Annotated in this window: 22 protein-coding genes and 1 pseudogene; 17 read left to right on the top strand and 6 right to left on the bottom strand. The window is 67.9% G+C overall.

Annotation, left to right across the window (positions count from 1 at the left end):
* Positions 1-38: 38 nt before the first annotated feature.
* From F5544_RS26065 to F5544_RS46545, 8 genes are all read left to right on the top strand, one after another.
* Positions 39-371 carry a hypothetical protein gene (locus F5544_RS26065; RefSeq protein WP_167475624.1) on the top strand — a complete coding sequence of 111 codons (333 nt, stop codon included), beginning with the start codon at positions 39-41 and terminating at the stop codon, positions 369-371.
* A gap of 122 nt (positions 372-493) precedes the next feature.
* Positions 494-1,765 carry a hypothetical protein gene (locus F5544_RS26060; RefSeq protein WP_238846667.1) on the top strand — a complete coding sequence of 424 codons (1,272 nt, stop codon included), beginning with the start codon at positions 494-496 and terminating at the stop codon, positions 1,763-1,765.
* Positions 1,762-2,739 (top strand): glutamate ABC transporter substrate-binding protein, encoded by a 978-nt coding sequence (locus F5544_RS26055; protein WP_167475623.1) that lies wholly within the window; start codon positions 1,762-1,764, stop codon positions 2,737-2,739. Before F5544_RS26060 ends, F5544_RS26055 begins: the two co-directional genes overlap by 4 nt.
* Positions 2,736-3,917: a hypothetical protein gene (locus tag F5544_RS26050; RefSeq protein ID WP_167475622.1), complete on the top strand. Its 1,182-nt coding sequence runs from the start codon at positions 2,736-2,738 to the stop codon at positions 3,915-3,917. The genes F5544_RS26055 and F5544_RS26050 overlap by 4 nt, the downstream gene beginning before the upstream one ends.
* Positions 3,914-6,307: a serine/threonine-protein kinase gene (locus tag F5544_RS26045; RefSeq protein ID WP_167475621.1), complete on the top strand. Its 2,394-nt coding sequence runs from the start codon at positions 3,914-3,916 to the stop codon at positions 6,305-6,307. The genes F5544_RS26050 and F5544_RS26045 overlap by 4 nt, the downstream gene beginning before the upstream one ends.
* The gene (locus tag F5544_RS26040) at positions 6,304-7,314 is read left to right on the top strand and encodes a PP2C family protein-serine/threonine phosphatase (protein WP_238846666.1); all 1,011 of its coding nucleotides are present in this window, start codon (positions 6,304-6,306) and stop codon (positions 7,312-7,314) included. The genes F5544_RS26045 and F5544_RS26040 overlap by 4 nt, the downstream gene beginning before the upstream one ends.
* Positions 7,311-8,222, top strand: a complete 912-nt coding sequence (locus F5544_RS26035; RefSeq protein ID WP_238846665.1) for a vWA domain-containing protein — start codon at positions 7,311-7,313, stop codon at positions 8,220-8,222. Before F5544_RS26040 ends, F5544_RS26035 begins: the two co-directional genes overlap by 4 nt.
* Positions 8,171-8,596 (top strand): hypothetical protein, encoded by a 426-nt coding sequence (locus F5544_RS46545; protein WP_238846664.1) that lies wholly within the window; start codon positions 8,171-8,173, stop codon positions 8,594-8,596. The genes F5544_RS26035 and F5544_RS46545 overlap by 52 nt, the downstream gene beginning before the upstream one ends.
* Positions 8,597-8,636: 40 nt before the next feature.
* On the opposite strand, the gene F5544_RS46540 is transcribed toward F5544_RS46545, so the two are convergent.
* Positions 8,637-8,804 (bottom strand): hypothetical protein, encoded by a 168-nt coding sequence (locus F5544_RS46540; RefSeq protein WP_238846663.1) that lies wholly within the window; start codon positions 8,802-8,804, stop codon positions 8,637-8,639.
* On the opposite strand from F5544_RS46540, the gene F5544_RS26030 reads away from it, so the two are divergent.
* The 4 genes from F5544_RS26030 to F5544_RS26015 all read left to right on the top strand — a co-directional run bounded on the left by F5544_RS26030 (position 8,791) and on the right by F5544_RS26015 (position 11,401).
* Positions 8,791-9,276 (top strand): FHA domain-containing protein, encoded by a 486-nt coding sequence (locus tag F5544_RS26030; protein ID WP_238846662.1) that lies wholly within the window; start codon positions 8,791-8,793, stop codon positions 9,274-9,276. The genes F5544_RS46540 and F5544_RS26030 overlap by 14 nt on opposite strands.
* Before the next feature lie 55 nt (positions 9,277-9,331).
* Positions 9,332-10,180 (top strand): SDR family oxidoreductase, encoded by an 849-nt coding sequence (locus F5544_RS26025; protein WP_167475619.1) that lies wholly within the window; start codon positions 9,332-9,334, stop codon positions 10,178-10,180.
* Between the two features lie 41 nt (positions 10,181-10,221).
* A complete protein-coding gene (locus F5544_RS26020; RefSeq protein ID WP_167475618.1) occupies positions 10,222-10,746 on the top strand; it encodes an AAA family ATPase in 525 nt (174 codons plus the stop codon).
* A 115-nt stretch (positions 10,747-10,861) separates the two neighbouring features.
* Entirely contained in the window at positions 10,862-11,401 is a 540-nt protein-coding gene (locus F5544_RS26015) for a GNAT family N-acetyltransferase (protein ID WP_167475617.1), read from the top strand.
* Positions 11,402-11,408: 7 nt separating this feature from the next.
* Here the strand turns inward: F5544_RS26015 and F5544_RS26010 are convergent, their stop codons facing one another.
* Positions 11,409-11,987 (bottom strand): hypothetical protein, encoded by a 579-nt coding sequence (locus F5544_RS26010; protein ID WP_167475616.1) that lies wholly within the window; start codon positions 11,985-11,987, stop codon positions 11,409-11,411.
* Between the two features lie 409 nt (positions 11,988-12,396).
* Here F5544_RS26010 and F5544_RS26005 point away from each other — a divergent pair, with 409 nt between their 5' ends.
* Positions 12,397-14,121, top strand: a complete 1,725-nt coding sequence (locus F5544_RS26005) for an L-lactate permease (RefSeq protein WP_167475615.1) — start codon at positions 12,397-12,399, stop codon at positions 14,119-14,121.
* A gap of 297 nt (positions 14,122-14,418) precedes the next feature.
* Positions 14,419-16,398, top strand: coding sequence for an AMP-binding protein (locus F5544_RS26000; protein WP_167475614.1), 1,980 nt, complete (start codon positions 14,419-14,421; stop codon positions 16,396-16,398).
* A gap of 3 nt (positions 16,399-16,401) precedes the next feature.
* Here F5544_RS26000 and F5544_RS25995 read toward each other — a convergent pair whose 3' ends face one another.
* Positions 16,402-18,642, bottom strand: coding sequence for a serine/threonine-protein kinase (locus F5544_RS25995; RefSeq protein WP_167475613.1), 2,241 nt, complete (start codon positions 18,640-18,642; stop codon positions 16,402-16,404).
* 280 nt (positions 18,643-18,922) lie between these two features.
* Here F5544_RS25995 and erm point away from each other — a divergent pair, with 280 nt between their 5' ends.
* Positions 18,923-19,726 carry a 23S ribosomal RNA methyltransferase Erm gene (gene erm / locus F5544_RS25990; RefSeq protein WP_167475612.1) on the top strand — a complete coding sequence of 268 codons (804 nt, stop codon included), beginning with the start codon at positions 18,923-18,925 and terminating at the stop codon, positions 19,724-19,726.
* Here the strand turns inward: erm and F5544_RS25985 are convergent.
* The gene (locus tag F5544_RS25985; protein WP_167475611.1) at positions 19,723-20,625 is read right to left on the bottom strand and encodes a tetratricopeptide repeat protein; all 903 of its coding nucleotides are present in this window, start codon (positions 20,623-20,625) and stop codon (positions 19,723-19,725) included. The genes erm and F5544_RS25985 overlap by 4 nt on opposite strands.
* Positions 20,626-21,401: 776 nt before the next feature.
* On the opposite strand from F5544_RS25985, the gene F5544_RS25980 reads away from it, so the two are divergent.
* Together F5544_RS25980 and F5544_RS25975 are read left to right on the top strand one after the other, a co-directional pair.
* Positions 21,402-22,958, top strand: a complete 1,557-nt coding sequence (locus F5544_RS25980; RefSeq protein ID WP_167475610.1) for an FAD-dependent monooxygenase — start codon at positions 21,402-21,404, stop codon at positions 22,956-22,958.
* A 157-nt stretch (positions 22,959-23,115) separates the two neighbouring features.
* A complete protein-coding gene (locus F5544_RS25975) occupies positions 23,116-23,472 on the top strand; it encodes a Clp protease N-terminal domain-containing protein (RefSeq protein WP_167475609.1) in 357 nt (118 codons plus the stop codon).
* A gap of 48 nt (positions 23,473-23,520) precedes the next feature.
* On the opposite strand, the gene F5544_RS25970 is transcribed toward F5544_RS25975, so the two are convergent.
* A complete protein-coding gene (locus F5544_RS25970) occupies positions 23,521-24,276 on the bottom strand; it encodes a class I SAM-dependent methyltransferase (protein ID WP_167475608.1) in 756 nt (251 codons plus the stop codon).
* A 19-nt stretch (positions 24,277-24,295) separates the two neighbouring features.
* Positions 24,296-25,845, bottom strand: a pseudogene (locus F5544_RS25965) (amino acid permease).
* Between the last annotated feature and the right edge of the window lie 81 nt (positions 25,846-25,926).

Below are 25,926 nucleotides of genomic sequence, written 5' to 3'. Positions count from 1 at the left end.
CTCGGGGCCCGGTGGCGAAGGTATGCGACAGTTGACCAATGAGTCTGCGCCCCAAGGCAATTGGCTACCTGCGTCGTGATGTGTCCGGCGTCTCACAAGTCTGGGACGAAACGCTCATACGCAGCACGGCCAAGCGGCTCGGCTACGACCTGGCCAAGACCATCGCCTTCGGGCCGGAGACCGACGCTCCCGTCGCCCGGCTGATCGCCACGGCGCGCCGGATCGATGCCGAGGCCGTGATCGTCCCCGGGCCAGCGCATTTCGATGGTGAGATCCCGGCCGAGGTGGTTCGGGTATGCGATGTGATCACGGTGTCGCCGGAGAACACCTTCGCGCGCAGGCTGTGGCCGTTCGACGACGAAACCGCGTGACAGCACCGAAAAACCCCTAATCCACCCGGTGATTCGTGGGGCAAGCCCATCCGGCGACAATGTCGGCGGCCTCCCGTACTATCGCGAACGGGAACGCCGACCGGTTCGAGAAGGGGGGCGGTGTGGGTTTTCGGCTACCGGTAGCCGTCGGCGCGGGGGTGGGATGGTTGCGGCGTTTCGCCGCGACCGCGCCGGGCGCCATCGGCGGAGTCGCGGTGCTGACCATCGCGCTGTGTCTGGTCACCGGACTGGTCGGTGCGAATCAGTTGGGCGACAAGCTCACTCAGCGCGATACGCTGCTGAATCGCACCGAGCCGCTCGCCGACGCGGCGCAGCGGCTCTATGTCGCGCTCTCGGCCGCCGACGCCACGGCCGCCACCGCATTCCTATCCGCGGGTATCGAACCCGCCGACGTGCGCGCCCACTATCAGCAATCGCTGGCCGACGCCGCGGCCGCGCTCGCCGATGCCACCGCGGGCGCCGACGACGCGATGACCAGACAGGTCCTCGCCCGCATCGCCGCCGACCTGCCCGCCTACACCGGTATGGTCGAGGCCGCCCGCGCGAACAACCGGCAGGGCTACCCGGTCGGCTCGGCGTATCTGCACGAGGCCTCGACGCTGATGCAGAATTCGTTGCTGCCCAACGCCGAACGGCTCACCGGCGCCCGCTTCGCCGCGGTCCGCGACCAGGAGCGCGCGCTCACCGGGCCGCCGCTGCTCACCGTCGCTCTGCTGCTGCTCACCCTGCTGGCCTGCCTGGCCTGTTCGCTGATCCTGTTGCGCCGCACCAACCGTCGCGTCAACCTCGGCGTGCTGGCCGCGGCCTGCGCGGTGCTGCTGGCGGGACTGTGGGTCACCGGAGCGGGCCTTGCCGCGAGCGCGACCGTCGACACCGGTCCCGGCGGCGCCACCAACAGATTCGACAACCTTTCCCGGGCAAGGATTCTCGCGCAGCAGGCGCGCTCCGACGAGACCCAGGAGCTGGTCACCCGCGGCGAGATCACCGCCATCGAGGACAAATACAAGGCGCACAGCGATGAACTGCGCGCCCTGCTCACCAGTTCGCTGGCCAAGGATTCCACCGCGTGGCCGGAATTCAACGGCTGGGTGGAAAGCCACGGCAAACAGGTTGCGGCCTATCAGGCCGCGAATTACCCGGCGGCGGTCGAGCAGGCGATCGGCGGCGGCCGCGACGCGTCGGCCAGCCGGTTCACCCACCTCGACAGCGCATTACAGACGAATATCACCCAGATCAGGGGCGATGTGCGCGACGATGTCGACACCGGCGGTGGCTTCTTCCTGGTCGGCCCCGAGGGCGCACTGGTGCTGCTGCTCGTGGCCGCGGGCGCGGTGGCCGCCGGAATCTGGCCGCGGCTGGAGGAGTACCTGTGAAGGTTTGGGCAAGGCGGTTGCGGTCCGCCGTACTCGCGGGCGTCATCCTGTTCACCGCCGCCTGCTCCGGCTCGCACGTGCCTGCCGGGAGCAATATCGGCGCCGTGAGCCCACTGCCGCCCGACGCCGCCGAGATCACCGCCCCGCCGCAGGGGCCCGCCGAGGGTTCGTGTGATGTCGAGACCAGCCTGCGGCCCGGCCTACAGCCGAAACCCCTTGCGGTGCCGCCGAGTTCGCCGATGGCGGCGATTCTCGCGCGCGGCAGGCTACGCGTGGGCGTCGACCAGAACACCTACCTGTTCGGCTTCCGCGACCCGGTCTCCGGCGAGCTGAAGGGATTCGATATCGACCTGGCGCGGGAGATCGCGCGCGACCTGTTCGACGATCCCAACAAGATCGAGCTGCGCACGCTCACCGCGCAGGACCGCAGCACGGCACTGCAGAGCAAACAGGTCGACATGGTCGTGCGCACCTTCACCGCGACCTGCGAGCGCCGCCGCGATGTCGACTTCTCCACCGTCTACTACTACGCACCGGAACGATTCCTGGTCGTGAAGGGTTCGGGCATCACCGACGGGGCCAGCGCGGGCGGCAAGCGGCTGTGCGTGCTCAACGGCAGCAGTTCGGTGGCCGCGGTGTTCGCACTGCCCAAGCGGCCCAAGGTGATCGGGGTGACCAACTGGACCGACTGCCTGGTCGCGCTGCAGCAGGGGCAGGTGGACGCGATCTTCGGTGACGAACCGATTCTCTACGGGCTGATGGCCCAGGACCACAACCTGTCGATCGTCGGGGAATCGCTCGGCACCGGCGCGTACGCGGTCGGCCTGCCCAAGGGCAGCGATCAGCTGGTCCGCTTCGTCAACGGGGTGCTGGAGCGGGTCCGCGGCGACGGCACCTGGCAGCGGATCTACAGTGCGGATCTCGGCGTCATCGGCCCGCCGCCCGCGCCACCGACCCCGAAGTACAACGGATGACCGGGGCCGTACCGCCGCTCGGCATCACCGAGATCGATCACGAATTGGCCAGGCGCGCAGCGGAAATCGATCGGGTCACCGCGACGCTGCTGGAACTGGACAAACATCCCGGGCTCACGCTGATCCGCCGATTCCCGCCGACCGGAGTCACCGAGGTGCGCTGGCAACCGGTGCGCGCCGCGCTGGAGCTGATGTGGGAGGACTTCGGTCGGATGCGCGCGATCCTGGATTCGGCCACCGCGACCCGCGGAGTGAAGCACAAACTCACCGACGCCGAACGCGCCGAACTGACCAGGCTGCTGCGCGGCAGGCCGTACGAGGCGGCGCGCACCCCGATCCCGATGGCGCAGCGTTCGCTGACTGGTCCGAGCGAGCAGGTGCTGTTCGTCGGCCTCGCCGATACGCTGGACCGCATGCGGGAGACGTTCCCGAGGATCGCCGAATTCCTGGACGCGGTCGACGCGGTGAACACCCGCGTCACGACGGGGCTCGCGCCGCTGCAGGAGCAGCTGGACCGGGTGGGGGGAGCGAACGAGCGGCTGCGCGCGGTCGGCGACGGCATCGGGGAACTGCTCAGCCGGTCGGCCACCGATCCGCTCGCCCTCACCGCCGCCGAAATCGACGACCGGATCGCGGAATTGGCGGCGCGGTTGCGCCGGGAGTCGGCGCTGCTCGCCGAACTCGGTGCGCTGGTGTCGGATTGGCCCGCCGCCGTCGCCCAGACCCGCGCCGATATCGAGGCGCTGCGCGAGACCGGCGCGCGCGCCGAACGGGCACGGACCGAGGCTGGGCGAACCATCCGGACCGGTCCGCTGCCGAGTCATCCGGACGAAAGCGCCGGGCTCGCGGCCCGATTGGCTGAGGTGGCGGCGAATACCGGTGCCGCGGCGGCACTTCTGGAGTTGCGCGGGCGGATCGCGGCCGCGACCGCGGTGGCCGAACGGGATCGCGAACTGGCACAGGGGCTGCTGGACCGGCGCGCCGAGCTGCGCGGACGGCTCGATGCCTATCGGGCGAAGGCGGCCCGGCTGGGGATCGGCGAGGACCGAGACATCCTCGCCTCGAATCAGATTGCGCTGGGGCTGCTTTCGCGCACGCCGTGCGATCTCGCCGCGGTCACCCGGGCGGTCGCCGACTTTCAGCAGCTCATCGGGGAGAAGACGGGGAGGCGACCATGACGTGTGACGAGCCGGGCTGCGGTGGGGAGGTGGTGGACGGCTACTGCGCGGTCTGCGGCACCGCGCCCGCGGCGGCCACCGGAGCGGAACTGCCCGCGCGCTGTGCCGAAATCGGTTGCGCCGGAACGATTGTCGACGGCTACTGCGATATCTGCGGTGCCGCACCCGATACCACGCACGGTACGGAGGTCACGCGCGGCACGGGTATCACGCAGGGCACCGGCACGACGCGCGGCACCGGGCGTTCGGTGCGGACCGGCCGCGCCTCGGGTCGGTCGAGCACGAGGGGCCGCCTCGGCGCGGGCATGGTCGACGTGCCCCGGGTGCCCCGGGTCGATCCGGCCACCGCGATCATGGCCGATCCGCAGGTCGCGGAGAACAAGCGGTTCTGCGGCAAATGTGAGCGTCCGGTCGGCCGCGGCCGCGACGGGCAGCCCGGCCGCACCGACGGCTTCTGCCCGAACTGCGGCACCCGGTTCTCCTTCGCGCCGAAGCTGGCCGCGGGCGATGTGGTCGGCGGGCAATACGAGGTGGCGGGATGTCTGGCGCACGGCGGACTCGGCTGGATCTACCTGGCCGTGGACCGCAATGTCAGCGACCGCTGGGTGGTGCTCAAGGGCCTGCTGAATTCCGGTGACGCCGACGCCATGCTGGCCGCGCTCGCCGAGAGGCGGTTCCTGGCCGAGGTGGAGCATCCGAGCATCGTGAAGATCCACAACTTCGTCGAGCACACCGGACGCGACGGCGTACCGGTCGGCTATATCGTGATGGAGTACATCGGCGGCACCTCGCTCAAGCAGATCCTGCGCGACCGCCGCGACGCCGACGGCGCGAATCTGGCGCCCGCGCAGGCCATCGCCTATGTCCTGGAAATGCTGCCCGCGCTCGGCTATCTGCATTCGCTGGGTCTGGCGTACTGCGATTTCAAACCGGATAACGTCATGCAGACCGACGAGCAGCTCAAACTGATCGATCTCGGCGCGGTCATCGCGATGGACGACCAGGACAGCCCGATCTACGGGACCATCGGCTACCAGGCTCCGGAGATCGGCGAGACCGGGCCGACCGTCGCCACCGAGGTGTACACGGTGGGCCGCACGCTCGCGGTGCTGATCATGGATGTGCCGCAGCAGGGCGGGCATTTCGGCGCGCTACCCGATCCGTCGACGGAACCCGTTCTGGCGAAACATGATTCGCTCTACCGGTGCATCCTGCGGGCCACCGATCCGGATCCGGAGGCCCGATTCGCCTCGATGGAGGAGATGGCCGATCAGCTCACCGGCGCGCTGCGCGAGGTGCTGAGCGCCGAGGACGGCGTGCCGCGGCCGGGTATGTCGACCTATTTCGGTCCGGTGCGCGGGGTGTTCGGCGCGGGTATCGCGCCGCTGGCCGACCCGGTGAAAATCATTGCCGCGCTACCCGTTCCGCTGGTGGACCCGACCGACAGCGCGGCGGCGCTGCTGGCCACCACCACAGGGGCGACGCCCGCCGAGCTGGAGCGGGCGTTCACCGCGGGGCTGCGGTCGGTGGTCACCGGGCGGGACGAATCCATTGAGATCCCATTGCGTTTGGTGCGCGCGGCGCTGGAATCCGGCGATGCGGCCGATGCGCTGCGCCGCCTCGACGCGCTCACCGCGGCGCTGCCGGGCGACTGGCGGATGGCCTGGTATCGCGGCCAGGCCCGGCTGCTGACGGGCGAATTCCCCGAGGCCGCAGCGGAATTCGAGGCCGTCTACGCCGCGCTGCCCGGCGAGCCCGCGCCCAAGCTCGCGCTGGCCGCGGTGGCCGAGCTGTCGAGCGGAACCGACTCGGTCGCAACGGTTTCGGAGCCGGGTAAGTATGCGGCGCCGGACGAGGCGGCGGCGCGGGCGCGGCTTTCGATGGCGACGGCGGCGAAGTATTACGAGCTGGTGTGGCGCACCGACCGCGGCTATCTGAGCGCCGCGTTCGGTCTGGCCAGGCAGCGGCGGCGCGGCGGCGACCGGGACGGCGCGGTCGCCGTGCTCGACCAGGTGGATCCCGGTTCGGCGCTGTTCACCGAGGCGCGTATCGCGGCTGTGGAAACCCTACTGGCCGAACGGGATTCGGCGAGTATCGCGGAATCGGTGCTGCGCGACGCCGCCGAGCGCGCGGGCAGGCTCGCACTGGATTCCAAGCGCCGTGGCGCCGAGGTGCGCAGGCAGGTGCTCAGCGCGGCGCTCGGCTGGCTGCGCGCGGGCCGCAAACCCGACGACGACGCACCGCTGCTCGGCGCGCCACTGAACGAGGACGGTGTGCGCACCGGCCTGGAACGCTGCTATCGCGACCTGGCCCGCGAGGCCGAGGACAGCTGGGCCCGGATCGCACTCGTGGAGCAGGCCAATACGATTCGCCCGAGGACCACGCTGTGATCTGCCCGCAATGCACGGCCGCCGTCGGGCGCGCCGACCGTTTCTGCGAATCCTGCGGCCACGAGCTGGCCGGCAGCCGAATCGCCTTGCCGCGCCACGAATCCGGTCCGCCGGGATCGTGCCGGGGTTGTGGCGCGACGGAATACGATGCCGACGGCTACTGCCTGGCCTGCGGCGAGCTGCGTGGGGCGCCGGACCGTTTCGAGGCCGATCTCGGGGCGGTCGCGGTGGTGACCGATCGCGGAATCATGCACGCGCACAACGAGGATGCCGTCGCGGCCGCGGTACTCGACGATATCGCGCTGATCGTGGTCGCCGACGGGGTGTCCACTTCGGAGGATCCGCAGGCCGCCTCCGGTGCCGCCGCGGGCACCGGGGTGGAGGGCGCGCGAATCGCGCTGGCCGAGGGCAAATCCGCGGCCGAGGCCGCGATGGCCGGGCTCGCGGCCGCGGCCGAGGCGGTGCGCGCCGTCGCCGTGCACGACGGGCAGGCCCCCTCGTGCACCTACGTGTCGGCGATCGTGCGGCACGGGCCGGACGGCGTCGACATCACCATCGCGAATGTCGGTGACAGCCGGGCCTATTGGCTACGCGCCGAGGATGCGGACGCACCGGGCAACGCCCCGTCGCAGCAGCTCACCGTCGACGATTCGTGGGCGCAGGCCCTCGTCGACGCGGGCGCCCTCGACGCGGGCTCGGCCATGGAGGATCCGCGCGCGCACACCCTGCTGCGCTGGCTCGGCGCCGACTCGGGCCCGAAACCCTGGTCGGACAACTGCGTTCGCACCCTGCGCACCACGGGCCCCGGCGTGCTGCTGGTATGCAGCGACGGCCTGTGGAACTACCTGCCCGATCCCGCCGCGCTGGCCGCCGTCGCCACCGGGGTCGATCCGATGTCGGCCGCGCGCGAACTCGTCGAATTCGCACTGCGTTGCGGGGGCAGCGATAACATCACCGTCGCGCTCGCCCCCGTGCCGTGGTCCGCACCTTCAGGAGAAATATCATGAATGCTGCTGCCGGAAACGGTATTTCGGTCGCCATCGACCAGAACGAGTATCTCGCCGCCGGACACGGCACGGTGGACGCGGTGGTCACCGTCGAGGCGGGCGCCGAACTGGTCGCCGCGGGCAGGCCGCAGCAGCGGCTGGAGATCCTGATCATGGACTGCTCCGGATCCATGGGCGCCGGCGGCAAATTCGAGGGTGCGCGTCGGGCCGTGCTCGCCGCGCTCGACGCGCTGCCCGATGGCACGCATTTCGCCATAGTGGAGGGAACGGCGTTGGCGCGCTTGATCTTTCCGACCGATGTGCCGTCGCTGCCCGCCAATGCCGACTCGCGCGCCGCGGCCCGGCGCAAACTGGACAAGCTGCGGCCGACCGGCGGCACCGCCATGGGCACCTGGCTGGGGCTGTCGCGTCAGCTGGCGCAGAAACATCCGGACGCGATGGTGCACGCCATCCTGCTCACCGACGGCAAGAACGAGCACGAGGAACCCACCCGGCTGGCCGCCGAAATCGAGCTGTCCCAAGGATATTTCACCTGCGACTGCCGCGGCGTCGGCACCGACTGGCGGGTGGACGAGCTGCGTGCGATCGCCACCGCGCTGCACGGCACCGTCGATATCGTCGCCGATCCGGCGAATCTGGCCGCCGATTTCGCCGCCATGACGCAAGGTTCGCTGGCCAAGGCGATTCCGGATCTCACGCTGCGGGTCTGGACGCCCGCGGGCGCGACGATCCGCTTCGTCAAACAGGTCGCGCCGACCATCGAGGATCTGACCGGGCGCCGGGTGGACACCGGACCGCAGGTGGGGAGTACTCGCTCGGCGCGTGGGGTGCGGAGGACCGCGACTATCACGTCCAGGTGCAGGTGGAGCCCGCGGCGCCGGGACGCGAAAAGCTCGCCGCCAGAATAACTGTCGTCGCGGGCGAGGAGGTGCTCGGCCAGGGTTTGGTGAAGGCGGTGTGGACCGACGACGCCGAACTGTCGGCCCGGATCAGCAGGCGCGTCGCGCATTACACCGGCCAGGCCGAACTGGCGCGGGCGGTGCAGGAGGGGCTGGCGGCGCGTAAGAGTGGTGATGTGCAGACGGCGACCGCCAAACTGCGCCGCGCCGTCGCGCTCGCGGCCGAATCGGGTAACGAGGGCACCGCGAAACTGCTGCGCGGTGTGGTGGAGGTGGACGAGCGCAGCGGCACCGTGCGGCTGCGTTCGCAGGTTCAGGCGGCCGACGAGATGGCGTTGGACGCGCGCTCGACGAAGACGGCGCGGGTGCGAAAGGGAGAGTGATGGTTGTCTGCCCCGATGGCCACGAGTCCGTGGCGACCGATTACTGCGATGTGTGCGGGTCGCCGATCGGGAGTACGGCCGCGCCGACGGTGGCCGCGGCGCCGATCGCGGTGTGCCCGTCGTGCGGGTCGCCGAGTTCGGGCCGGTTCTGTGAGGTCTGCGGATTCGATTCCGCGCTGCCCGCGCCGCCGCCGGTGGAGTCGGTCACCGACCCCCGGCTCGCGCCCACCGTGCATGCGGCCGAAGTCGTTGGCGCGCAAGCTGTTCCGGAATCCGGATGGGTGGCGATCGTCACCGCCGACCGCGAGTTCTACGATCGAGTGATCGCGCGCAAGGGGCCCGATGCGGACCGGGTGGAGTTCCCGGCGTTCTATCCGGAGCGGCGGATCACGCTGCGGGGCGGTGAGATCCTGATCGGCAAGCGCAGCGTCTCACAGGGGTTGGCGCCGGATATCGACCTCGGCATCCCGCCCGCCGACGCGGGAGTCTCGCGCGCGCACGCGATGCTGCGGATCGACGGCGAGGCGCTCACCATCACCGACCTCGGTTCCACCAACGGCACCAGCCTCAACGGCAGCGACGAGCTGATCCCGGCGAAGGTGCCGGTGCTGCTGCGCAGCGGCGACCGGATCCACCTCGGCGGGTGGACCACCATCGTGGTGTCGGCCGAAATGCGATGAGGCTCTTGCCGCGCCAGTCTTTTATAGACAGCGGTGTTCGTCTATCGTCGTCGGCATGACGAAGTTCGGCGGTAAGCGCTGTTTGATCACCGGAGCGGCCAGCGGGCTCGGGCGCTGCACCGCGCTCGCGGTGGCGGTCAGGGGCGCCTCGGTGGTGCTCACCGATATCGCGGATCCGGGTCTGCAGGAAACCGCCGAGCTGGTGCGCGCGACCGGGGCCACCGTGCACCTCGCGCAGGCCGCCGACGTCAGCGATCACGACGCCGTCGTCGACCTGGCCGCCAAGACCCATGCCGAACTCGGCAATGTCGATGTGGTGATGAACGTCGCGGGCATCGCCACCTGGGGCTCGGTCGACCGGCTGACCCACCAGCAGTGGCGGCGCACCATCGATATCGATCTGATGGGCCCGATTCACGTGATCGAGGAATTCGTGCCGCCGATGATCGCCGCGGGCAAGGGCGGACATCTGGTCAACGTATCCTCGGCCGCGGGCCTTTTCGGGCTGCCGTGGCATGCGCCGTACAGCGCGGGCAAATTCGGGCTGCGCGGCGTCTCGGAGGTGCTGCGCTTCGATCTGCGCAGGCACCGCATCGGGGTGAGCCTGGTGGTGCCCGGCGCGATGGCGACGCCGATGGTCGACAGCGTCGACATCGCGGGCATCGACCGCTCCACCGTCGCCGTGCAGCGCGGCATCTCGCTGTTCATGCGGCACGCCGTCACCCCGGAGGCGGCCGCCCGCACGGTGGTCCGCGGCGTCGAACGCGACCGCTACCTCATCTACACCTCACCCGACATCCGCATCGGCCACCTGGCGCAACGGTATTTCCCGCCAGCCTACAACGCGGCGATGCGCACCATGAACTGGGCCATGCACCGCTATATCGATCAGCCCGCCCATTAATTCGCTGGTGCGATCGGCATCCGCACTCGATCATGATCGGCATGGCAGGCGCGGTATATCTCATCACCGGAATCCAAGCGGCCGGAAAGTCCACCGTCGCACAGGCTTTGGCCGAACGTCTGCCGCGCTCGGCACATGTGCGCGGTGATGTGTTCCGGCGTTTCGTGGTGAACGGCCGTGCGGAGATGTCCCCCGACCCGACCCCGGATGCGTTGGCGCAGCTGCGATTGCGCTACCAACTGGCGGCCCGAACCGCCGATGCCTACGCGGACAACGGGTTCACCGCGATCGTCCAGGACGTGGCGCTGGGCGAGGAACTGGCCTGGTTCGTCGACCGGATCCGAACCCGCCCCCGCTACGTCGTGGTACTCACGCCACGCGCGGAAGAGGTCGCACGCCGCGAGATGGGCCGAGTGAAGAAGGCATACGGTGTCTTCAGCGTCGCCGACCTCGACACCGGACTCCGCGACAACACCCCGCGAATCGGCTTATGGCTGGACAGTTCCGATTCGACGGTCGACGAAACGGTGGACGCGATCCTCCGCGACGCACGCCCGATCGATTGAGCGCCCAAACGACTCATGTTGTCCCGCCGCGGGATCGCCGTCGAGCGCTATCTCGCCCGTCGGCGTGCGACAAAACGGTGTGACGAAGGCGGTGTGGTCGTCCTAGGCTGCCTTGATGGTGGACAGTGCGCCGGAATTGATACGTACCGACCGGTTGGTGCTGCGGAAGGTGGCGGACGGTGATCTGCCGGCGATGGTGGAGATTCACGGTGATCCGGCGGCCAACGTATTCCGGCCGGATCGGGCGCGATCCGTGGACGAATCCGTCGAGTTGTTCCGAATCTGGTTGCGCGACTGGGCCGAACACGGCATCGGGTATTGGGCGGTCGAAGTGGCCCCGGCGGGCGGGATCATCGGGTTCGGTGGATTGCGGGTCACCGTGCGGGACGGGGAGCGGCTGTTGAACCTCTACTATCGCTTCCGGCCGAGCGCATGGGGGAAGGGTTTCGCGTCGGAGATGGCGGCGGCCGCGGTGTCCTGGGCCGAGCGGGCGTGGCCGGATCACCCGGTCGAGATCATGACGACGACGGATAACGCGCCGTCGCGGCGGGTGGCGGAAAAGTTGGGTTTCGCCATCGTCCGATCGGTGCGACAGGACGGGTTCACCGACGTGCACATGCGACGAGTCGGGCCGGAGTCCACCCACCGTCCATAGGCGTGCCTCACTGGAATGTGATTGTGGCGTCGTCGAATTGCAGTTTGTGGATGTAGCCGGCGCAATCACCGTCCGCCGTAACGTTTCCGGGGGAGATCGTCACGGTATCGCCCTGGAGCGGCCCGGCGACGACCTCGGCGGTGAGGGTTCGGTCCCCGCGCACGGTGATGGTGAGATGCCATTTGATGGAGCTGGCCGGATTGCCGTTGTTCCAGGCGATGGTGCCGGTACCGGTGAGATCGGCGTGCGTGCAACTGAATACGGCGCTGAACGGATCCAGCGTGAACGTGCCGCCCGACATCGTCGCCCCGGTCTCCGATGTGCACGGTGTGCCCGCATCGGCCTTCGCGCCCAGGTCGACCGTGCCGGAGGGCGTGAGATAGGTGTCGTAGTAGGACAGCGGGCTGGGGTCGAAGATGAATGTCGCCTTCGCCTGGCAGGTCAGATCGCCGTCCGCGGCCCGTGCCGGTGCGGTCGATGAGGCCGCCGAGATTGCCGCCGAAAGCAACACCAGCGCAACGATATTCGACCAGAATTTCCCGAATACACGGCCGGGCAGTATCTTTCGCCGATCCGATCCGCGCATCGCCCCTCCTGTCCTCGAACCGCGATGGCAGCGTAGCACCGTGCATCGCACCGAAGGATCCCCAATTGCGTTGTACACCAGCCGAATAGCAAATATCAGCTAGTACTGGGGAGCGCTGCTCGTCGGGACCGATTTGCCTGCTCGATCGGCTGCGCCAAGCGAGCGAGGTGGCGACGGGTTCGGTGAGAAGCGGCATGCGGATCAGTATCCGGGCTCGGGCGGGCGATGCCGGTCGCACACCCGTTCACGGACTTCAGAGGTGTTGATCCGGCCGCATTGTCGCGAAACAAACCACCGAACACTCGATAGTTGACCAGAATTCAGCTGCCGGGTACCGGCCGACCACCTGCCGTAGACCGGCGGCTAATCGGACCGTGCTCGGGCTCTGCTCGGTTCTGGAGGTTTCGCGATGTATCAGCAAGTGCTCGATCCACTGGCCCATTCACTCGCGTGGAGTTCGCTCGTCGCGGCGCTGCCGCTACTGGTGCTCTTCGCGCTGCTCGGGGTGTTGCGGTGGGCCGCGTGGATCGCGTCGTTGGTGGCGCTGGGCACGGCGCTGATCGTCGCGATCTGGGTGTACGGAATGCCCGTCGGCCAGGCGCTGCTCGCCGGATCCGAGGGTGCGGCGTTCGGGTTCTTCCCGATTCTGTGGATCGTCATCAATGCGATCTGGCTGTACAACATGACCGTCGCCACCGGGCATTTCGATGTGCTGCGCCGATCGTTCGCCGGCCTCAGCGACGACCAGCGGGTGCAGGCCATCCTCATCGCGTTCTGCTTCGGCGCGCTGATGGAGGCGCTCGCGGGCTTCGGCACCCCGGTCGCGGTCACCGCCGTCATGTTGATCGCCCTCGGATTCGCGCCGATGAAGTCCGCCGTCCTCGCGCTAACCGCGAATACCGCGCCGGTCGCATTCGGCGCGATGGCGACGCCGATCGTCACGCTCGGCGCGGTGACCGGCCATTCCGCCGATACGCTCGGGGCGATGGTCGGACGGCAGACTCCGGTGTTGTCGGTGCTGGTTCCGCTGGTGCTCGTCTTCATCGTCGATCGCAAGAACGGGATACGGCAGACGTGGCAGGTGGCCGTGATCTGCGGTGTCTGCTTCGCGCTCGCGCAGTATGCGACAGCCAATTTCGTTTCGGCGCCGCTCGCCGATGTGGTCGCCGCCCTGGTCTCCGCGTCGGCCGTCGTCGTATTTCTCCGGGTGCGGCGCACCGCCGCGCCGGCGACAGCCGATCCGGCGCGGGTCGGCGCGGGCGCCGCGGTGGACATCGCGCCCGAAGCCGGTGCGGTCGCTGCCGCGGACATCGCGCCCGGACGAGAAGCCGGTGCAGTCCCTGCTACGGAGATCGCGCCGGATGACCTCGCGCGCCGCGTCCAACATCCCGATTCGCGGCGGGAGATCGCTCGCGCCTACGCGCCGTACCTCATCATCATCGCCGTCTTCGGTCTCGGGCAGGTCGGGCCGATCAAAACACTGCTCGATCACGCGACCCGCAAATTCGCCTGGCCCGGTCTACATCTGTTCAATGCCAAAGGCGCACAACTCGGTTCGGTCACCTTCACCCTGAATATCCTGACCTCACCCGGTACTCAGATACTGGTGGCGGGACTGCTGACCATGGCGGCGCTGTCGGTATCCATCCCGAAAGCGTTGCGGGCCTACGGCGCAACGCTGCGCCAACTCCGCTGGGCGATCGTGACGGTGCTGGCCGTCCTGGCCCTGGCCTACGTCATGAACGCCTCGGGCCAGACCATCACGCTCGGCGCCTGGCTCGCCGGAGCGGGCGGGGTGTTCGCACTGCTGTCGCCGATACTCGGCTGGCTCGGCACCGCCGTCACGGGATCGGACACCTCATCCAATTCGCTGTTCGGCGCGCTGCAGGTGGCCGCCGCCGACAAGGCGGGCCTGTCGCAGACGTTGCTGGCCGCCGCGAACAGCTCCGGTGGCGTTCTCGGCAAAATGATCTCACCGCAGAACCTGGCCATCGCGGCCGCCGCCGTCGGCTTACCGGGTAAGGAGGGCGACATATTCCGGCGGGTACTCGGCTGGAGCCTGCTGTTCCTGGCGGGCATGTGCGTGCTGGTCGTCCTCCAGTCGACCCCCGTCCTGTCCTGGATGGTGCCATGAGTCGCACGGTGTCGAGCCCGCTTACACCGCCGTAACGACACGAACCGACCGGTTGTTGATGCTGATGGCCGGTGCGTCGCCATGTGCGCGACGCCCAACCGGCCGGTATGCGCGAAGGCAATTCGACAGATCGGCGACACTTACTTGACCGTAGTGTTACCGGTGGGTACAAATACATAACGATGCCGATCCATTGGGGACGGGTCGGCCGACCAGAAATGCACGCCATTGGTAACCGATGTCATCACTGTCGATGCGGAGTTCGCTGTCGCGCGCAAGGTTATCTGGGATCTGCTCATGGATCCGCAGACCTATTCGCGAATGTTCCAGTGGGTTGGTGTCTGTGAACGCGCGGAAACCGCAGGGCCGCATCCGCTGCTGTTGATCCGCGCCGGATCCAGAGGCGAAATCGCTTTGCCCCCGGTACATCTCGCCATCGGCAAAGAGCCGGAAACCTTCGAGCTACGGTGTCCGAGCCACGGCGGATTCGCCTCGGTCCGGTTACGCGGTGACCATCGGCAGACCAAGATCACCGTCACCTATATCGGCGTCGGCCGGGTGCACGAGGTCATCGCGGGTCACGGTCGCGACGCCGTGATCGCCTGGACCCGTGCGGGTTTGGCCCGGATGGCGGCCGCCGCGGCGGGCACTCCGGATTCGGTGCTGGTGAACGGCGAGGATTCGCAGGCCAAGCTGCAGGTCGGCATCTACAAACAGCTGATGACCACCGGCGTGGTGCGCAGCCTGCGCCCCGATCGCGGGCTGAAACAGCTCGGCGGACTGGCCAAATGGGGTTTCACGCTGGCCGGCGGATACGCGGCCGCGGCGGCGTACACCCCGACGCGGCCCGCGATCGTCGACGGTGACGCCACCTACACCTTCGCCGAGGTGCACGAGCGGACGCATCGGCTCGCCGGTGCGCTCGCCGCACTGGGTTTCGGGCCCCAGCACGCCGTCGGCCTGCTATCCCGCAATCGGGTGGCAATGGTCGAAACCATGGTCGCCGCAGGGAAATTGGGTGTCGACACGGTATTGCTGAATACTGGACTGTCGGCGCTTCAGATTGAGGAGGTCGTCGAAAGGCATTCACTCGCCGCGATTTTCGTCGACGACGAATACCGTTCGTTGATCAAATATCTCACTCCGGAGATTCATCAATTCTCCACTTCCCGCCGCACCGGCGCCGGTCCGACAACGGTCGAGGAATTGATCGCGCTGGATTCCCCGCGGTTCACCCGGCCACCCCATCCCGGCAGGCTGATCGTGCTCACCTCCGGCACCAGCGGCACCCCGAAAAGCGCGAAACGCCCGCAGCCCAAGGGTTTCGGCACCATCGCCGCGCTGCTGTCCCGGATCCCGTTCCGGATGGACGAGACCATGCTCATCCCGGCGCCGCTGTTCCACACCTGGGGTCTGTCGGCGCTGCAGATCAGCACGCCGATCCGGGCCACCGTCGTGCTGCCGGAGCGATTCGACGCCGAGGACTGCCTGCGGCTGATCGCCGAACAGCAGGTGACCTCGATGATCGTGGTGCCGGTTATGGTCAACCGCATCCTGGATCTGCCGGTGCACGTGCGCGCCCGCTACGACACGTCCAGCCTGCGCATCGTCGCCAGTTGCGGTGCGCCGCTGGCCGGTCCGGTCGTGCAGCGGTTCCTCGACACCTTCGGTGACGTGCTCTACAACATCTACGGCTCCACCGAGGTGTCCTGGGCGACCATCGCGGACCCGGCCGACCTGCGCGCCGCGCCGACCACCGCGGGCCGCCCGCCGCTCGGCACCAAACTCGCCGTGCTGGACCAGGATCTGCGTCCGGTGCCGCACGGCGTCACCGGACGCATCTTCGTCAGCAACCACATGCTGTTCGACGGGTACACCGACGCGACACCGCCCACCGAATCGGCGGGCATGCTCGACACCGGCGATCTGGGCTATCTCGACGCGGACGATCTGCTGTACGTCGCGGGCCGCGACGACGAGATGATCATCTCCGGTGGCGAGAACGTTTTCCCGCGCCCGGTCGAGGAGGCGCTGGCGTATCTGCCGCAGGTCAGCGAGGTGGCGGTGGTCGGGGTGCCGGATACCGAATATGGTCAGCGGCTGGCTGCTTTCGTGGTGACCCGGGAGGGTTTCGGGCTGGACCGGGAGATGGTGTGCAATTACATCCGGCACCGGCTGAGCCGCTTCTCGGTGCCGCGCGACGTCACCTTCCTGGACGCGCTGCCCCGCAACGCCACCGGAAAGATACTGAAGCGCACGCTGATTCAGCCGGGTTGAGCGTCAGCGTCGCACGATCCGCCGCAGCGCGGCCAAATCCCGTTCCAGCGAACGGAATACCCAGTAGACGCCGACGAAGGCGAGCGCGCCGCCCACCCCGAGCACCCGCACGGGCACCAGCACCGCGGGCAGGTCGGTCGCGGGCACGAAGGTGGCGCCCGCGACGCCGAGTAGCGGCACCGCGGCGGCGACGGCCAGGAAATGCGTACTGCGCCGGTCCAATTGGCTCAGCTGGACCGAATCGGGGCGGCCGGGACCACCGTGCGGCAGGAACATCGGATACACCGAACGCACCGCGTACCAGCTCACCAGGAAGTACGGATACGCGACGGCGATCGCGCCGCAGACGAGCTGGGTGAGGAAGAAGTGCGCGTACGAACCCGTGGGAATGTGGTTGCCGGACAATTCGACCGACACCGGAACGAGTACCCCGGCCAGCACCCACAGCGCCAGGCAGATCAGCTCGATGCGCGCGCTCAATCGCAGGGTGTCCGCGCGTGCCCGTGCGAGAGTCGCTGTGTCGTATGTCTTTCCGCGGCGCAGGCCGAGCGTCATCGACCACAGCCTGGCGATGAGCACGTTCGAGGCCAGCACGCCCAGGGCGAAGCAGATGGCGTAGGTGGTGACCGCGTATTCGGTGAAGCGGCGCTGCGCCGCCGCGTCCAGTCTGTCGATGATCAGGGTCCGGATATGGTTGTAGGAGTACAGGATCGCCAGCGCGTTCGGCACGCCGATGGCCAGCGCCATGATCGGGTGCATGAGCAGGCGGGCGCGCAGCCGCCAGCTGCGCGGCGGCGGGTCCACCAGGTCGCGGGCGTGCGCGTCCAGGCATAGGTCGAGCTGCTGGGCGAAATCGGCGCCGCTCGGCCAGCGCCGCCCCGGATCCGGTTCGAGCGCCCTGGTGAGCGCCCGGCGCAGCGCGGGCGGGCAGTCCGGCGGAAGTTGTTCGTAGGGGAGGGATTCCGGGATGGCGGCGCGGCGTTCGAGCATGCCGTCGAGCGCGGTGCGGTCCCCGCCGTCGGCCGCCTCGTCGCCGAACGGCTTTGTGCCGGTGAGCAATTCCCACAGCACCACGGCCAGCGAGTACAGGTCGCTTCGGGTGTCGAGATCGGCGGCGGTGGCGGGCCGGTCCGGATGCACGGCCGCCAGTTGCTCGGGCGACATATAGGCCAGCGAACCGCCGAAGTAGGCCACCGGGCTGTCCCCGGAGACATTGCCGCTGAAGCTGATATTGAAATCGGCGAGTTTCGGCAGCGCCTCGGCGGTGAGCAGCACATTGGCCGGTTTGACGTCGCGGTGCAGCACGCCGTGGTGCCCCGCGTAGTCGAGCGCGACGGCGATCCGGCGGCCGAGCCAGGCGACGGTTTCCGGCCAGGACAGTGCCGCGAGCTCCGCGCGGGCCGCCGATTCGGCGGGACGGATCTCGCCCCGCGCGGCCAGCACCTCGTCCACGGTGGCGAGCAGCAGCGCCCCACTGCGTTCGGATTGTGGTGTGCGCCTTATCTTTTCGAGCACGGTGAACAGCGTGCCGCCCGGCACGTACTGCATATAGAGCAGCCGGAGACGCCCGGGCAGTACCCGTTGATCGAAGACCCGCACGATATAGTCGTGGTCCAGCTGGGCCAGCGTCTGCGGTTCGGCGCCGCGATCCCGGGAGATCTTCACCGCCACCAGCCGCTGCATGGAGCGCTGGCGCGCCAGGAACACCCGCGCGAACGCGCCGCGGCCGAGCCCGGTCATCAGGTCGAAATCGTCGATCGTCCGGCCCGGCTCCAACTCGTCCAATCCGGCGGGCTCACCCGGATTCAGCAGCGTGCTCCGATAGTCGTCGGTGGCCAGCATTTCCGAAAGTTGTTGCGCCTGTTCCGGATACGCGGCCGTGTAATCGACGACCCGGACGTCGCCGCCCGCCCGCCTGCGCAGATGGAACTCCTCGTAGATCAGATCCGGCGGCAGCGGCCAGGTGCTCAGCTCGGGCAGCTCCCGGACATAGTCGGCGAGGCGTTTCGGCTCGGTTCCGCGCGACCACCGATTGGCCAGATCGATCTTGATGAGCTCGATCAGCGTGACCCGGCGGATCGCGGGGGAGTCGGGGAGGTAATCGAGCAGCGGCGGCGGCGTATCCGCGCCGCGCCACGCGTCGGTGAACCGTTCGACGACCTCGGCCACCCCGCCCAGCGAATCGCCCGGCGACGGACCCGATTCCACCGTCGCCCGAACACCCGGCGATGCGGGACGCGCCATTTTCGCATGGTAATCCGATGCGGTGACAAGTCGGCCGATCTCGGCCGAATAAATAGGTTTCCCGGCAGGCGGTGCCTGCCGTAGGTTTGCGGGCATGGGAGGCAGTCCAGGGATCAACGGCGCGTACGCCGTGTGCGCGTTCTATATCCGACTGCGCGCGGCGACCCGGACGCGGCCGGGGCATCGCACCGTCATCCATAGCTGATCACCGCTGCCCCGGCATGGGTCCGGGCGAATCACACCTTTCCTGATTCGACCGCTCCGTTTCTGGAGGACACCCATGTCCCGTCATCGTTCGCTGCCGCATGCCCGCGAAGCCGGGGTGCGCACCCGTAAAAGGCTTTCCCAGAATTTCCTCACCGATACCGGTATCGCCCGCGCCATCGTGCGGGCCTCCGGGGTCGGGGCCGACGATCTCGTCGTCGAAATCGGCCCCGGCGCAGGGATTTTGACCAGGGAACTGGTCGGCTGCCGCCGCCTGCTCGCCTACGAGAAGGATCCCGGCTATGCCGCGCTGTTGCGCGACAGATACCTCGATGATCCGCGAATCCGGTGCTACCACATGGATTTTCGAGCCGCACCGGTGCCGCGCGAGCCGTTCGCCGTCGTGGCGAATATTCCCTTCGGCAGTTCCACGGATATCCTGCGCTGGTGCCTGGCCGCCCGTCGGCTGACCTCGGCCACATTGCTCACCCAGCTGGAGTTCGCGCGCAAGTACGCCGGTGCGTACGGGCGCTGGACCAGACTCAGTGTTGGTCAATGGCCTTGGTTGACAATGGAATTGGGTCCCAAGGTGAGCCGGTTCGCATTCGATCCGGTACCGCGGGTCGATGCCGGTGTGCTGCTGCTGCGCAGGCGCCCCGAACCGCTGCTCCCGATGGCCGACTTCCGGTATTACCGGAGGACTGTCGAGCTCGGATTCTCGGGAGTCGGTGGCTCCCTTGCCCGTTCGCTGCGCCGCGGTTATCCGGCCGGGGTCGTGCGCGACGCGTGCGCGGCGGCCGGAATCGATGCGGATATGCCGGTCGGGCTGGTCGCGCCGGACAGTTGGCTGACGCTGTATCGGAAGTTGCGCGGGCGCTAGGTCACCGGTTGATCGGTGGAGCGTTCCTCGGCCGCGCAGGCGCGCCACACCCTGGCCTCGGCGTGGTTGCCCTGGCGGTCGAGGAGTTCGGCGAGTCCGGACATGGCGCGGGATTCGCGGCGGTCGGCGGCGGTGCGCCACCAGTGCTCGGCCGCGGCCAGATCGCCGCGACGGAACCGGACGACGCCGAGATCGTATGCGGCGCCCGCATGTCCGGCCTCGGCGGCCTGCGCCCAGAGCCCGCAGGCGTGCTCCTCCTCGCCGCGGCTGTACATGGCGACGCCGAGGTCGTAGAGGGCGCTGCGGTAGCCGGGATCGGCGGGTTCGTCGTCGACGGTGACAACGGGCTGCGGATGGGTGTGCGCGTCGGTATCCGCACCGATCTCGTATTTACCTTTGCCGGTTGACAATTCGACGACGAGGTTGGCGAAGTTGGCCGGGCCCGCGCCGACGCTGCACCACAGCACCAGCGAACCGCTCGGCGTCGGTTCGACGAGGATGCCGTAATTGCCGGTCCAGGACTGTTGCGCGCCGTCGGCGTCGACCCACACCGGTGTCAGGGTGAACATGGCGCTCGGCTCGGTCGGCACCAGTTCGAAGGTGATGCCGGTGGCCAGTGCGTCGCTCCAGACGTCGACGCCACCGAGTCTGCGCCCGTCCAGCCCGACATAGGCGTCGACCATGGACATTCCGATGCCGAGTCCGCGCACGCCGAGCGGCGGCGCTGCCGACAGCAATGTCAGCGTGACCAGGGCCGGATCGCCGGCGATCTGCTCGGTGTACATCGGGTAGACCATGCTGCCGTTCCAGCGGATCGGGTCGGCGCTGCGGTAGTGGGCGGCCAGCGTTAGATGTTCCGACGAATTCCGGGCATCCCACTGTGAATACGGCCCGTTCATGTCGCGCCCCGCCTTTCCACCGGTACGGCTCACCCATGTTTGCGCGGGTATACCGTACTCGTCGACCGTCGATCGGGCGGGGCAAACTCCACGCGGCGACCGAACCGTGACAGCGATCGGTAGTCCGCGTCCGCGGCGAACGAATTCGAATGTGTCCGCGCGCCCTGCGGATTCGATGGTCCTGCCATTGGAAATGGGATTCAGTATTCATCGGATGCGGGCGAACAATTTGCAAACTGGTCGGTATTCAGCGAGGTCAAGAGGTGTTGCGATTGCTGCCGATTCGGCCACCGCCGCGCATCTTCGACGGTAATCCGTTCGGGCGAATACGAAAACGACCGCCCCCGCCGGTTGCGTCAGCGCCTGACAAAAACTCGCCAATGCGCACGGAATTTCGTTCTGTGGTACATCGAGGGCAATCGTCCATTCGGACGAATGTGATCGATGGCCGGGTCGATCATGACCATCGCTTCTCCAGAAGCTGCCGCACCTCGTCTCTATGGTGCACGCCGCGTACAGACAATGCGCGGTTCGAAGACGCGGTGCGACTGTCCGGATTCACCTTCCGGCCGAGGCTGCGCACGCGAGAATTACTGTAACTCGCGGTTACACATACTCTGAAACCTTGGAGAACGTGCCCGACCCGGGCGAATCGGCGATCGACGCCTGGGTAGCAGCTTACCAGCATGTGTCCGCGTCCGCGCGCCCGGGTGCGCGCAAGCGCGGTGTAAGCCGGTGCAAGACGATCGCAATCGGGGCCCAGCACAGTGGGTTTCATGAATGAGACATTCGATGCGGTGGTGGTCGGCGCGGGGCCGGTCGGGTTGACATTGGCCTGTGAACTCGGGCTCGCCGGGGTGGACGTGCTGGTGGTCGAGCGGCTGGCGGAACCGGATATGACGCTGAAGGCGGGTGCGATCAATGTGCCGACCGCGCAGGCGCTGTATCGGCGCGGTCTGCTGCCGGAGCTGTTGGCCGCGCAGCAGGTATCCGTCGAGGGTTTGCGGACCTTCGCGCTGTCCGGGAAACCGATCAGTCCCTCCTTCGATCGAGGGCTGGTGGACGGGCCGGGCGTCAAACGCAGGCCGATCATCGGCCACTTCGCGGGCATCATGCTGTCCGGCGACGGTATCGATCCGGACGACCCGGCCTTCGCCGAGGTCGGCCCGGCGGGCGAGGCCTTTCTGATCACGCAGCAGCAGATGGAGGCGATATTGGGGCGTAGGGCGGCCGATCTCGGTATCCCGGTGTGGCGCGGTGCCGAGCTGTCCGATTTCACCGACGAGGGCGACGGTGTCTCGATCCGATTGGGCGACAAGGTGATTCACGCCGGTTGGCTGATCGGATGCGATGGCGGCCGCAGCACGGTGCGCAAGCTCGCCGGATTCGAGTTCCCCGGTCTCGATGGGGAGATCACCGGGCATCAGGCGATCGCGGATGTCGCCAACACCGATGGCCTGCGGATCGGTTGGCAGTCCACCCCGAACGGCATCTACGTCTACGGTCCGACGCCGGGGCGCTTCCTCACCGTCGAGCTCGACGGCCCGCCCACCGACCGGGACGCGCCGATCACCCGCGAGGAGCTGGAGGCCAGCCTGCGCCGGGTTTCCGGTGTGCCGGTGGAGATTTCGGCCGTCAAGTCGGCGACCCGATTCACCGACAACACCCGGCAGGCGCCCGAATACCGCAAGGGCCGGGTGCTGCTCGCCGGCGATGCGGCGCACGTGCATTCACCGTTCGGCGGGCAGGGACTGAACCTCGGCGTCGGCGACGCGGTGAATCTCGGTTGGAAGTTGGCGGCCGTGATCGCGGGCCGGGTATCCGAGGAGCTGCTCGACACCTACACCGCCGAGCGGCATCCGATCGGTGCGTGGGTGCTCGAATGGACAAGGGCACAGGTCGCTTTGATGCGACTCGATCCGCGCACCCGCGCGCTGCGCGGGGTGATGTCGGACCTGATCGGCACCACCGACGGGACGACGTTTATCTTCAAGAAGATCTCCGGCGTGCTGCACCGCTACGACCTCGGTGGCGGGCATCCGCTGATCGGCGCCGCCGCACCGGATCTGGAACTGTCCGACGGCACCCGGCTCGGTGAACACTTCGGCGACGGCGGCGGTGTGCTACTCGATATGTCCGCCGCCACCGAGGTGAAATCCATTGCGGCGCAATGGTCCGACCGGGTCCGAGTGGTGACGGCGAAGCCGGTGCTGCCGCGGCCGACGACCGCGATGCTGGTGCGCCCGGACGGTTATGTGGCGTGGGCGGCGGACGATGCGAGCACCGCGGGTCTCGCCGATGCGCTCACCCGCTGGTTCGGTGAGCCGGCCTGATCGTCGCGCGGGTTCCGCTGTGCCGCAGCGGAACCCGCGACAGTATTGATCGGTCGGCCAAAGTTTGTGGGGCATAAGGTTTTCAGACTTTGCACCGGAGCGCGCCGGTGTTCGGTAGCGTGGTCTGAATTCAGCTGTTCGATCGAAAGGGGCCACTGTGACCAGCACCGACCGGGACACCACCGTCACGACCATCACCGGCGCTGCCCCCGGAGTGATCATCGCGCTGCGCCGGGCCGCCAAGATCGCGGCCGAACACGGCCACAACTACATCGGCACCGAGGATCTGCTCGTCGCGCTGCTCAACGCGGAACCGATGCCGTTGTTGGAGGTGCACTGGCAGCTGCGTGGCGGTGGCGCGCTCACGTTCTCCGAGCTGCGCGAACTCGCCGAATCGATCGTTCCGGGACCGGCCATCGGCAATCACGGTCCGGCGGAACCCGCACGGGTCGAATTCGAATGGACCGGCCCGCACGCGGCGGCGTTCACGGAGGCGATCAATCGGCAGTCGTAGCATATAAGAACCGGTCATAGGATGAAATCCGCTGTGCCGTAAGCGGATTCACGGAACGGTTCCGACCAGTTGGAATAATCTGGCGATGTCCCGATACGGCGCACGATCGGTCACCGCCGACTCCAGGCGCAGCAGATCGGCGTAGTAGGCCGGATCGGCCTTGTCGACAGTATCGCTCTGCAGATCGCAGATACTGCGAATTCCATAGTGCGCCAGCACTTCCGCATCCGCATCGGTGAGCATGCCGCGCAGTTCGGCCGCGGTGAGCAGTGCGAATTCGGCGCCGAAGACCTCGCTGCGCTGGCGGGTGGCATCGAGTTCGGTGAGCGCGGTCGCCGGATCGAGCCGGCGCACCGCGGTGATCAGCGGGACCGAATCGCGGTTGACCGCGATCATCGAGAACATCCCGCCGTGGCGCAGCGGCCCCAGCACGGTGCGCACACCGGCGGCGATATCGTCGAAGTACTGGATCACGTTGTGACACAGCACCACATCGAAATCGCCGTCCTCGATCTCGCCCGCCGCGACCGGTAGGCACCGCACCGTTTCCGTGAATCCGGCTGCGGCGGCCCGTTTTTCGGCCACGGAAAGCATCGTCGCGTTGGGGTCCGCGATCGTCACGCGATGGCCGTGGGCGGCGAGCCGCAGCGCATCGCCGCCGTCACCGCCGCCGATATCGAGGACGCGCAGCGGGCCCGGCGGCAGATGCCGGAGCAGGTTCGTCTCCGCGAGTGCGTAACGCAGGCGCCCCCAAGGGCTTTCCTGCCAGGCGTGCCAGGATGCGAGGTCGGGTTGGTCGCGCATTGGCGCGACTGTACTCGGATCAGACGGGTACGGAGGTTTCGTCGACGGTGCGGCGCGGGCCGGTGAACCAGCGCCGGGCCGAGGCGAGCCACCAGACGGTGATCGCGCCGACCACCGCCACGAGCGCGATCGGCGCGTAATTCACCGCGTTCCAAGTGAATCCGTCGTTCCACGGGAAGCCCTTGGCATCGGTCGGCAGGATGAACAGCACGCTGATGACGACGATCCAGACCAGCGAAATGATGCCGACCGGTCGATACCATGTGCCGAGTTGCCAAGGGCCGGTTGTGAATCGGGCGCCGTGCCACTGCCGGAGCAGGATCGGGATGCCGTAGGCGATGTAGAGGCCGATGGTGGCGACGGAGGTGGCCGCGGCATAGGCGGTCGGCGCGTTCGCCGCAGGCACCAGCATCGACGGGATCAGCAGCACGAAGGCCCAGAAGGAGATGAACAGCACCGCGTGCACCGGCACCTTGCGCGCCGAAAGTCGGCACCAGTAGGCCGATCCCGGCACCGCGCCGTCGCGGGCGAAGGCGAACAGCATCCGGGAGGCCGCGGTCACCGACGCGTAGCCGCAGAACAGCTGGGCCACCGCGGCGATGATCAGCAGCAGCCCGGACCAGAACGAGTCGAGCGAGTTGCGCAGGATGAAGATCACCGGATAGCCGCTGTTCTTATCCGGATTCAACGCGTCGTCGAGGTTGGGAATCGCGAACGTGACCGCCAGGATCAGCAGGTAGCCCGCGACCGCCGAGACGACGATGGTGTTGATGATGCCCTTGGCCGCGCTGCGCGCCGCGTCATGCGTCTCCTCCGACATATGCGCGGACGCGTCGTATCCGGTGAACGTGTACTGCGCGTGCAGCAGGCCGAGCAGGAAACTGAATCCGACCCCGCCGAATCCGATCGCGCTGTTCTCCACGGTCTTGGTGAAGACGAATCCGGCGCTCTGGTGATGATTCGCTCCGATGCCGAGCACGGCGACGAAGATCAGCACACCGGCCACATGCCACCATGCGGACACATTGTTGATCAGCGCCGACAACCGGGTGCCGATCGCGTTGAGCACCGCATGCGCCACGAGAATGACAACGAAGACGAGAAATATTGCGGTGCGGTCTGTTCCGATATCGATGCCGATCACGTTCAGCACCGCGGTAGCGAATACCGCCGCACCGTAGTCGATGGCCGCGGTGACCGCGATCTGCCCGATCAGGTTGAACCAGCCGGTGAACCACCCCACACGGGACCGCCCAATTCGGCCGCCCACCAATACAATCCGCCGGAGGTCGGATACGCCGAGGCCAATTCGGCCATCGCGAGCCCGACGAACAGGACCAGCACCGAGACCAGGGGCCAGCCCCAGGCCATGGTGATCGGCCCGCCGTTGGCCAGCCCGATCCCGTAACTGGCGAGGCCGCCGGTGAGGATGGAGACGATGGTGAAGCTGATGGCGAAGTTGGAGAAGCCGGACCAGGTCCTGACCAAATCCTGCTTGTAACCGAGTTCGGCGAGCCGCCGTTCGTCGGCCGAAGTCGAAGGCTCGTCACCGCTCGATGCTGCATTCATAACTGCTCCCGCATGAAAACGCCTCTCTCGTACGGCGTTTCGCCCAAGTGTGCGGCGACCGGCCAGCGATCGTGCGAAAAA

The organism is Nocardia arthritidis (genome assembly GCF_011801145.1).
GTDB lineage: Bacteria > Actinomycetota > Actinomycetes > Mycobacteriales > Mycobacteriaceae > Nocardia > Nocardia arthritidis_A.
This window is presented reverse-complemented; position numbering and strand designations above follow the sequence as displayed.

What these genes read in the sequence shown, in the direction of transcription:
- F5544_RS26065 (WP_167475624.1), top strand. Translation starts at nt 39, where the DNA reads ATGAGTCTGCGCCCCAAGGCAATTGGCTACCTGCGTCGTGATGTGTCC.
- F5544_RS26050 (WP_167475622.1), top strand. Translation starts at nt 2,736, where the DNA reads ATGACCGGGGCCGTACCGCCGCTCGGCATCACCGAGATCGATCACGAA.
- F5544_RS26045 (WP_167475621.1), top strand. Translation starts at nt 3,914, where the DNA reads ATGACGTGTGACGAGCCGGGCTGCGGTGGGGAGGTGGTGGACGGCTAC.
- F5544_RS26035 (WP_238846665.1), top strand. Translation starts at nt 7,311, where the DNA reads ATGAATGCTGCTGCCGGAAACGGTATTTCGGTCGCCATCGACCAGAAC.
- F5544_RS26025 (WP_167475619.1), top strand. Translation starts at nt 9,332, where the DNA reads ATGACGAAGTTCGGCGGTAAGCGCTGTTTGATCACCGGAGCGGCCAGC.
- F5544_RS26020 (WP_167475618.1), top strand. Translation starts at nt 10,222, where the DNA reads ATGGCAGGCGCGGTATATCTCATCACCGGAATCCAAGCGGCCGGAAAG.
- F5544_RS26015 (WP_167475617.1), top strand. Translation starts at nt 10,862, where the DNA reads ATGGTGGACAGTGCGCCGGAATTGATACGTACCGACCGGTTGGTGCTG.
- F5544_RS26010 (WP_167475616.1), bottom strand. Translation starts at nt 11,987, where the DNA reads ATGCGCGGATCGGATCGGCGAAAGATACTGCCCGGCCGTGTATTCGGG.
- F5544_RS26005 (WP_167475615.1), top strand. Translation starts at nt 12,397, where the DNA reads ATGTATCAGCAAGTGCTCGATCCACTGGCCCATTCACTCGCGTGGAGT.
- F5544_RS26000 (WP_167475614.1), top strand. Translation starts at nt 14,419, where the DNA reads ATGGATCCGCAGACCTATTCGCGAATGTTCCAGTGGGTTGGTGTCTGT.
- F5544_RS25995 (WP_167475613.1), bottom strand. Translation starts at nt 18,642, where the DNA reads ATGGCGCGTCCCGCATCGCCGGGTGTTCGGGCGACGGTGGAATCGGGT.
- erm (WP_167475612.1), top strand. Translation starts at nt 18,923, where the DNA reads ATGTCCCGTCATCGTTCGCTGCCGCATGCCCGCGAAGCCGGGGTGCGC.
- F5544_RS25985 (WP_167475611.1), bottom strand. Translation starts at nt 20,625, where the DNA reads ATGAACGGGCCGTATTCACAGTGGGATGCCCGGAATTCGTCGGAACAT.
- F5544_RS25980 (WP_167475610.1), top strand. Translation starts at nt 21,402, where the DNA reads ATGAATGAGACATTCGATGCGGTGGTGGTCGGCGCGGGGCCGGTCGGG.
- F5544_RS25970 (WP_167475608.1), bottom strand. Translation starts at nt 24,276, where the DNA reads ATGCGCGACCAACCCGACCTCGCATCCTGGCACGCCTGGCAGGAAAGC.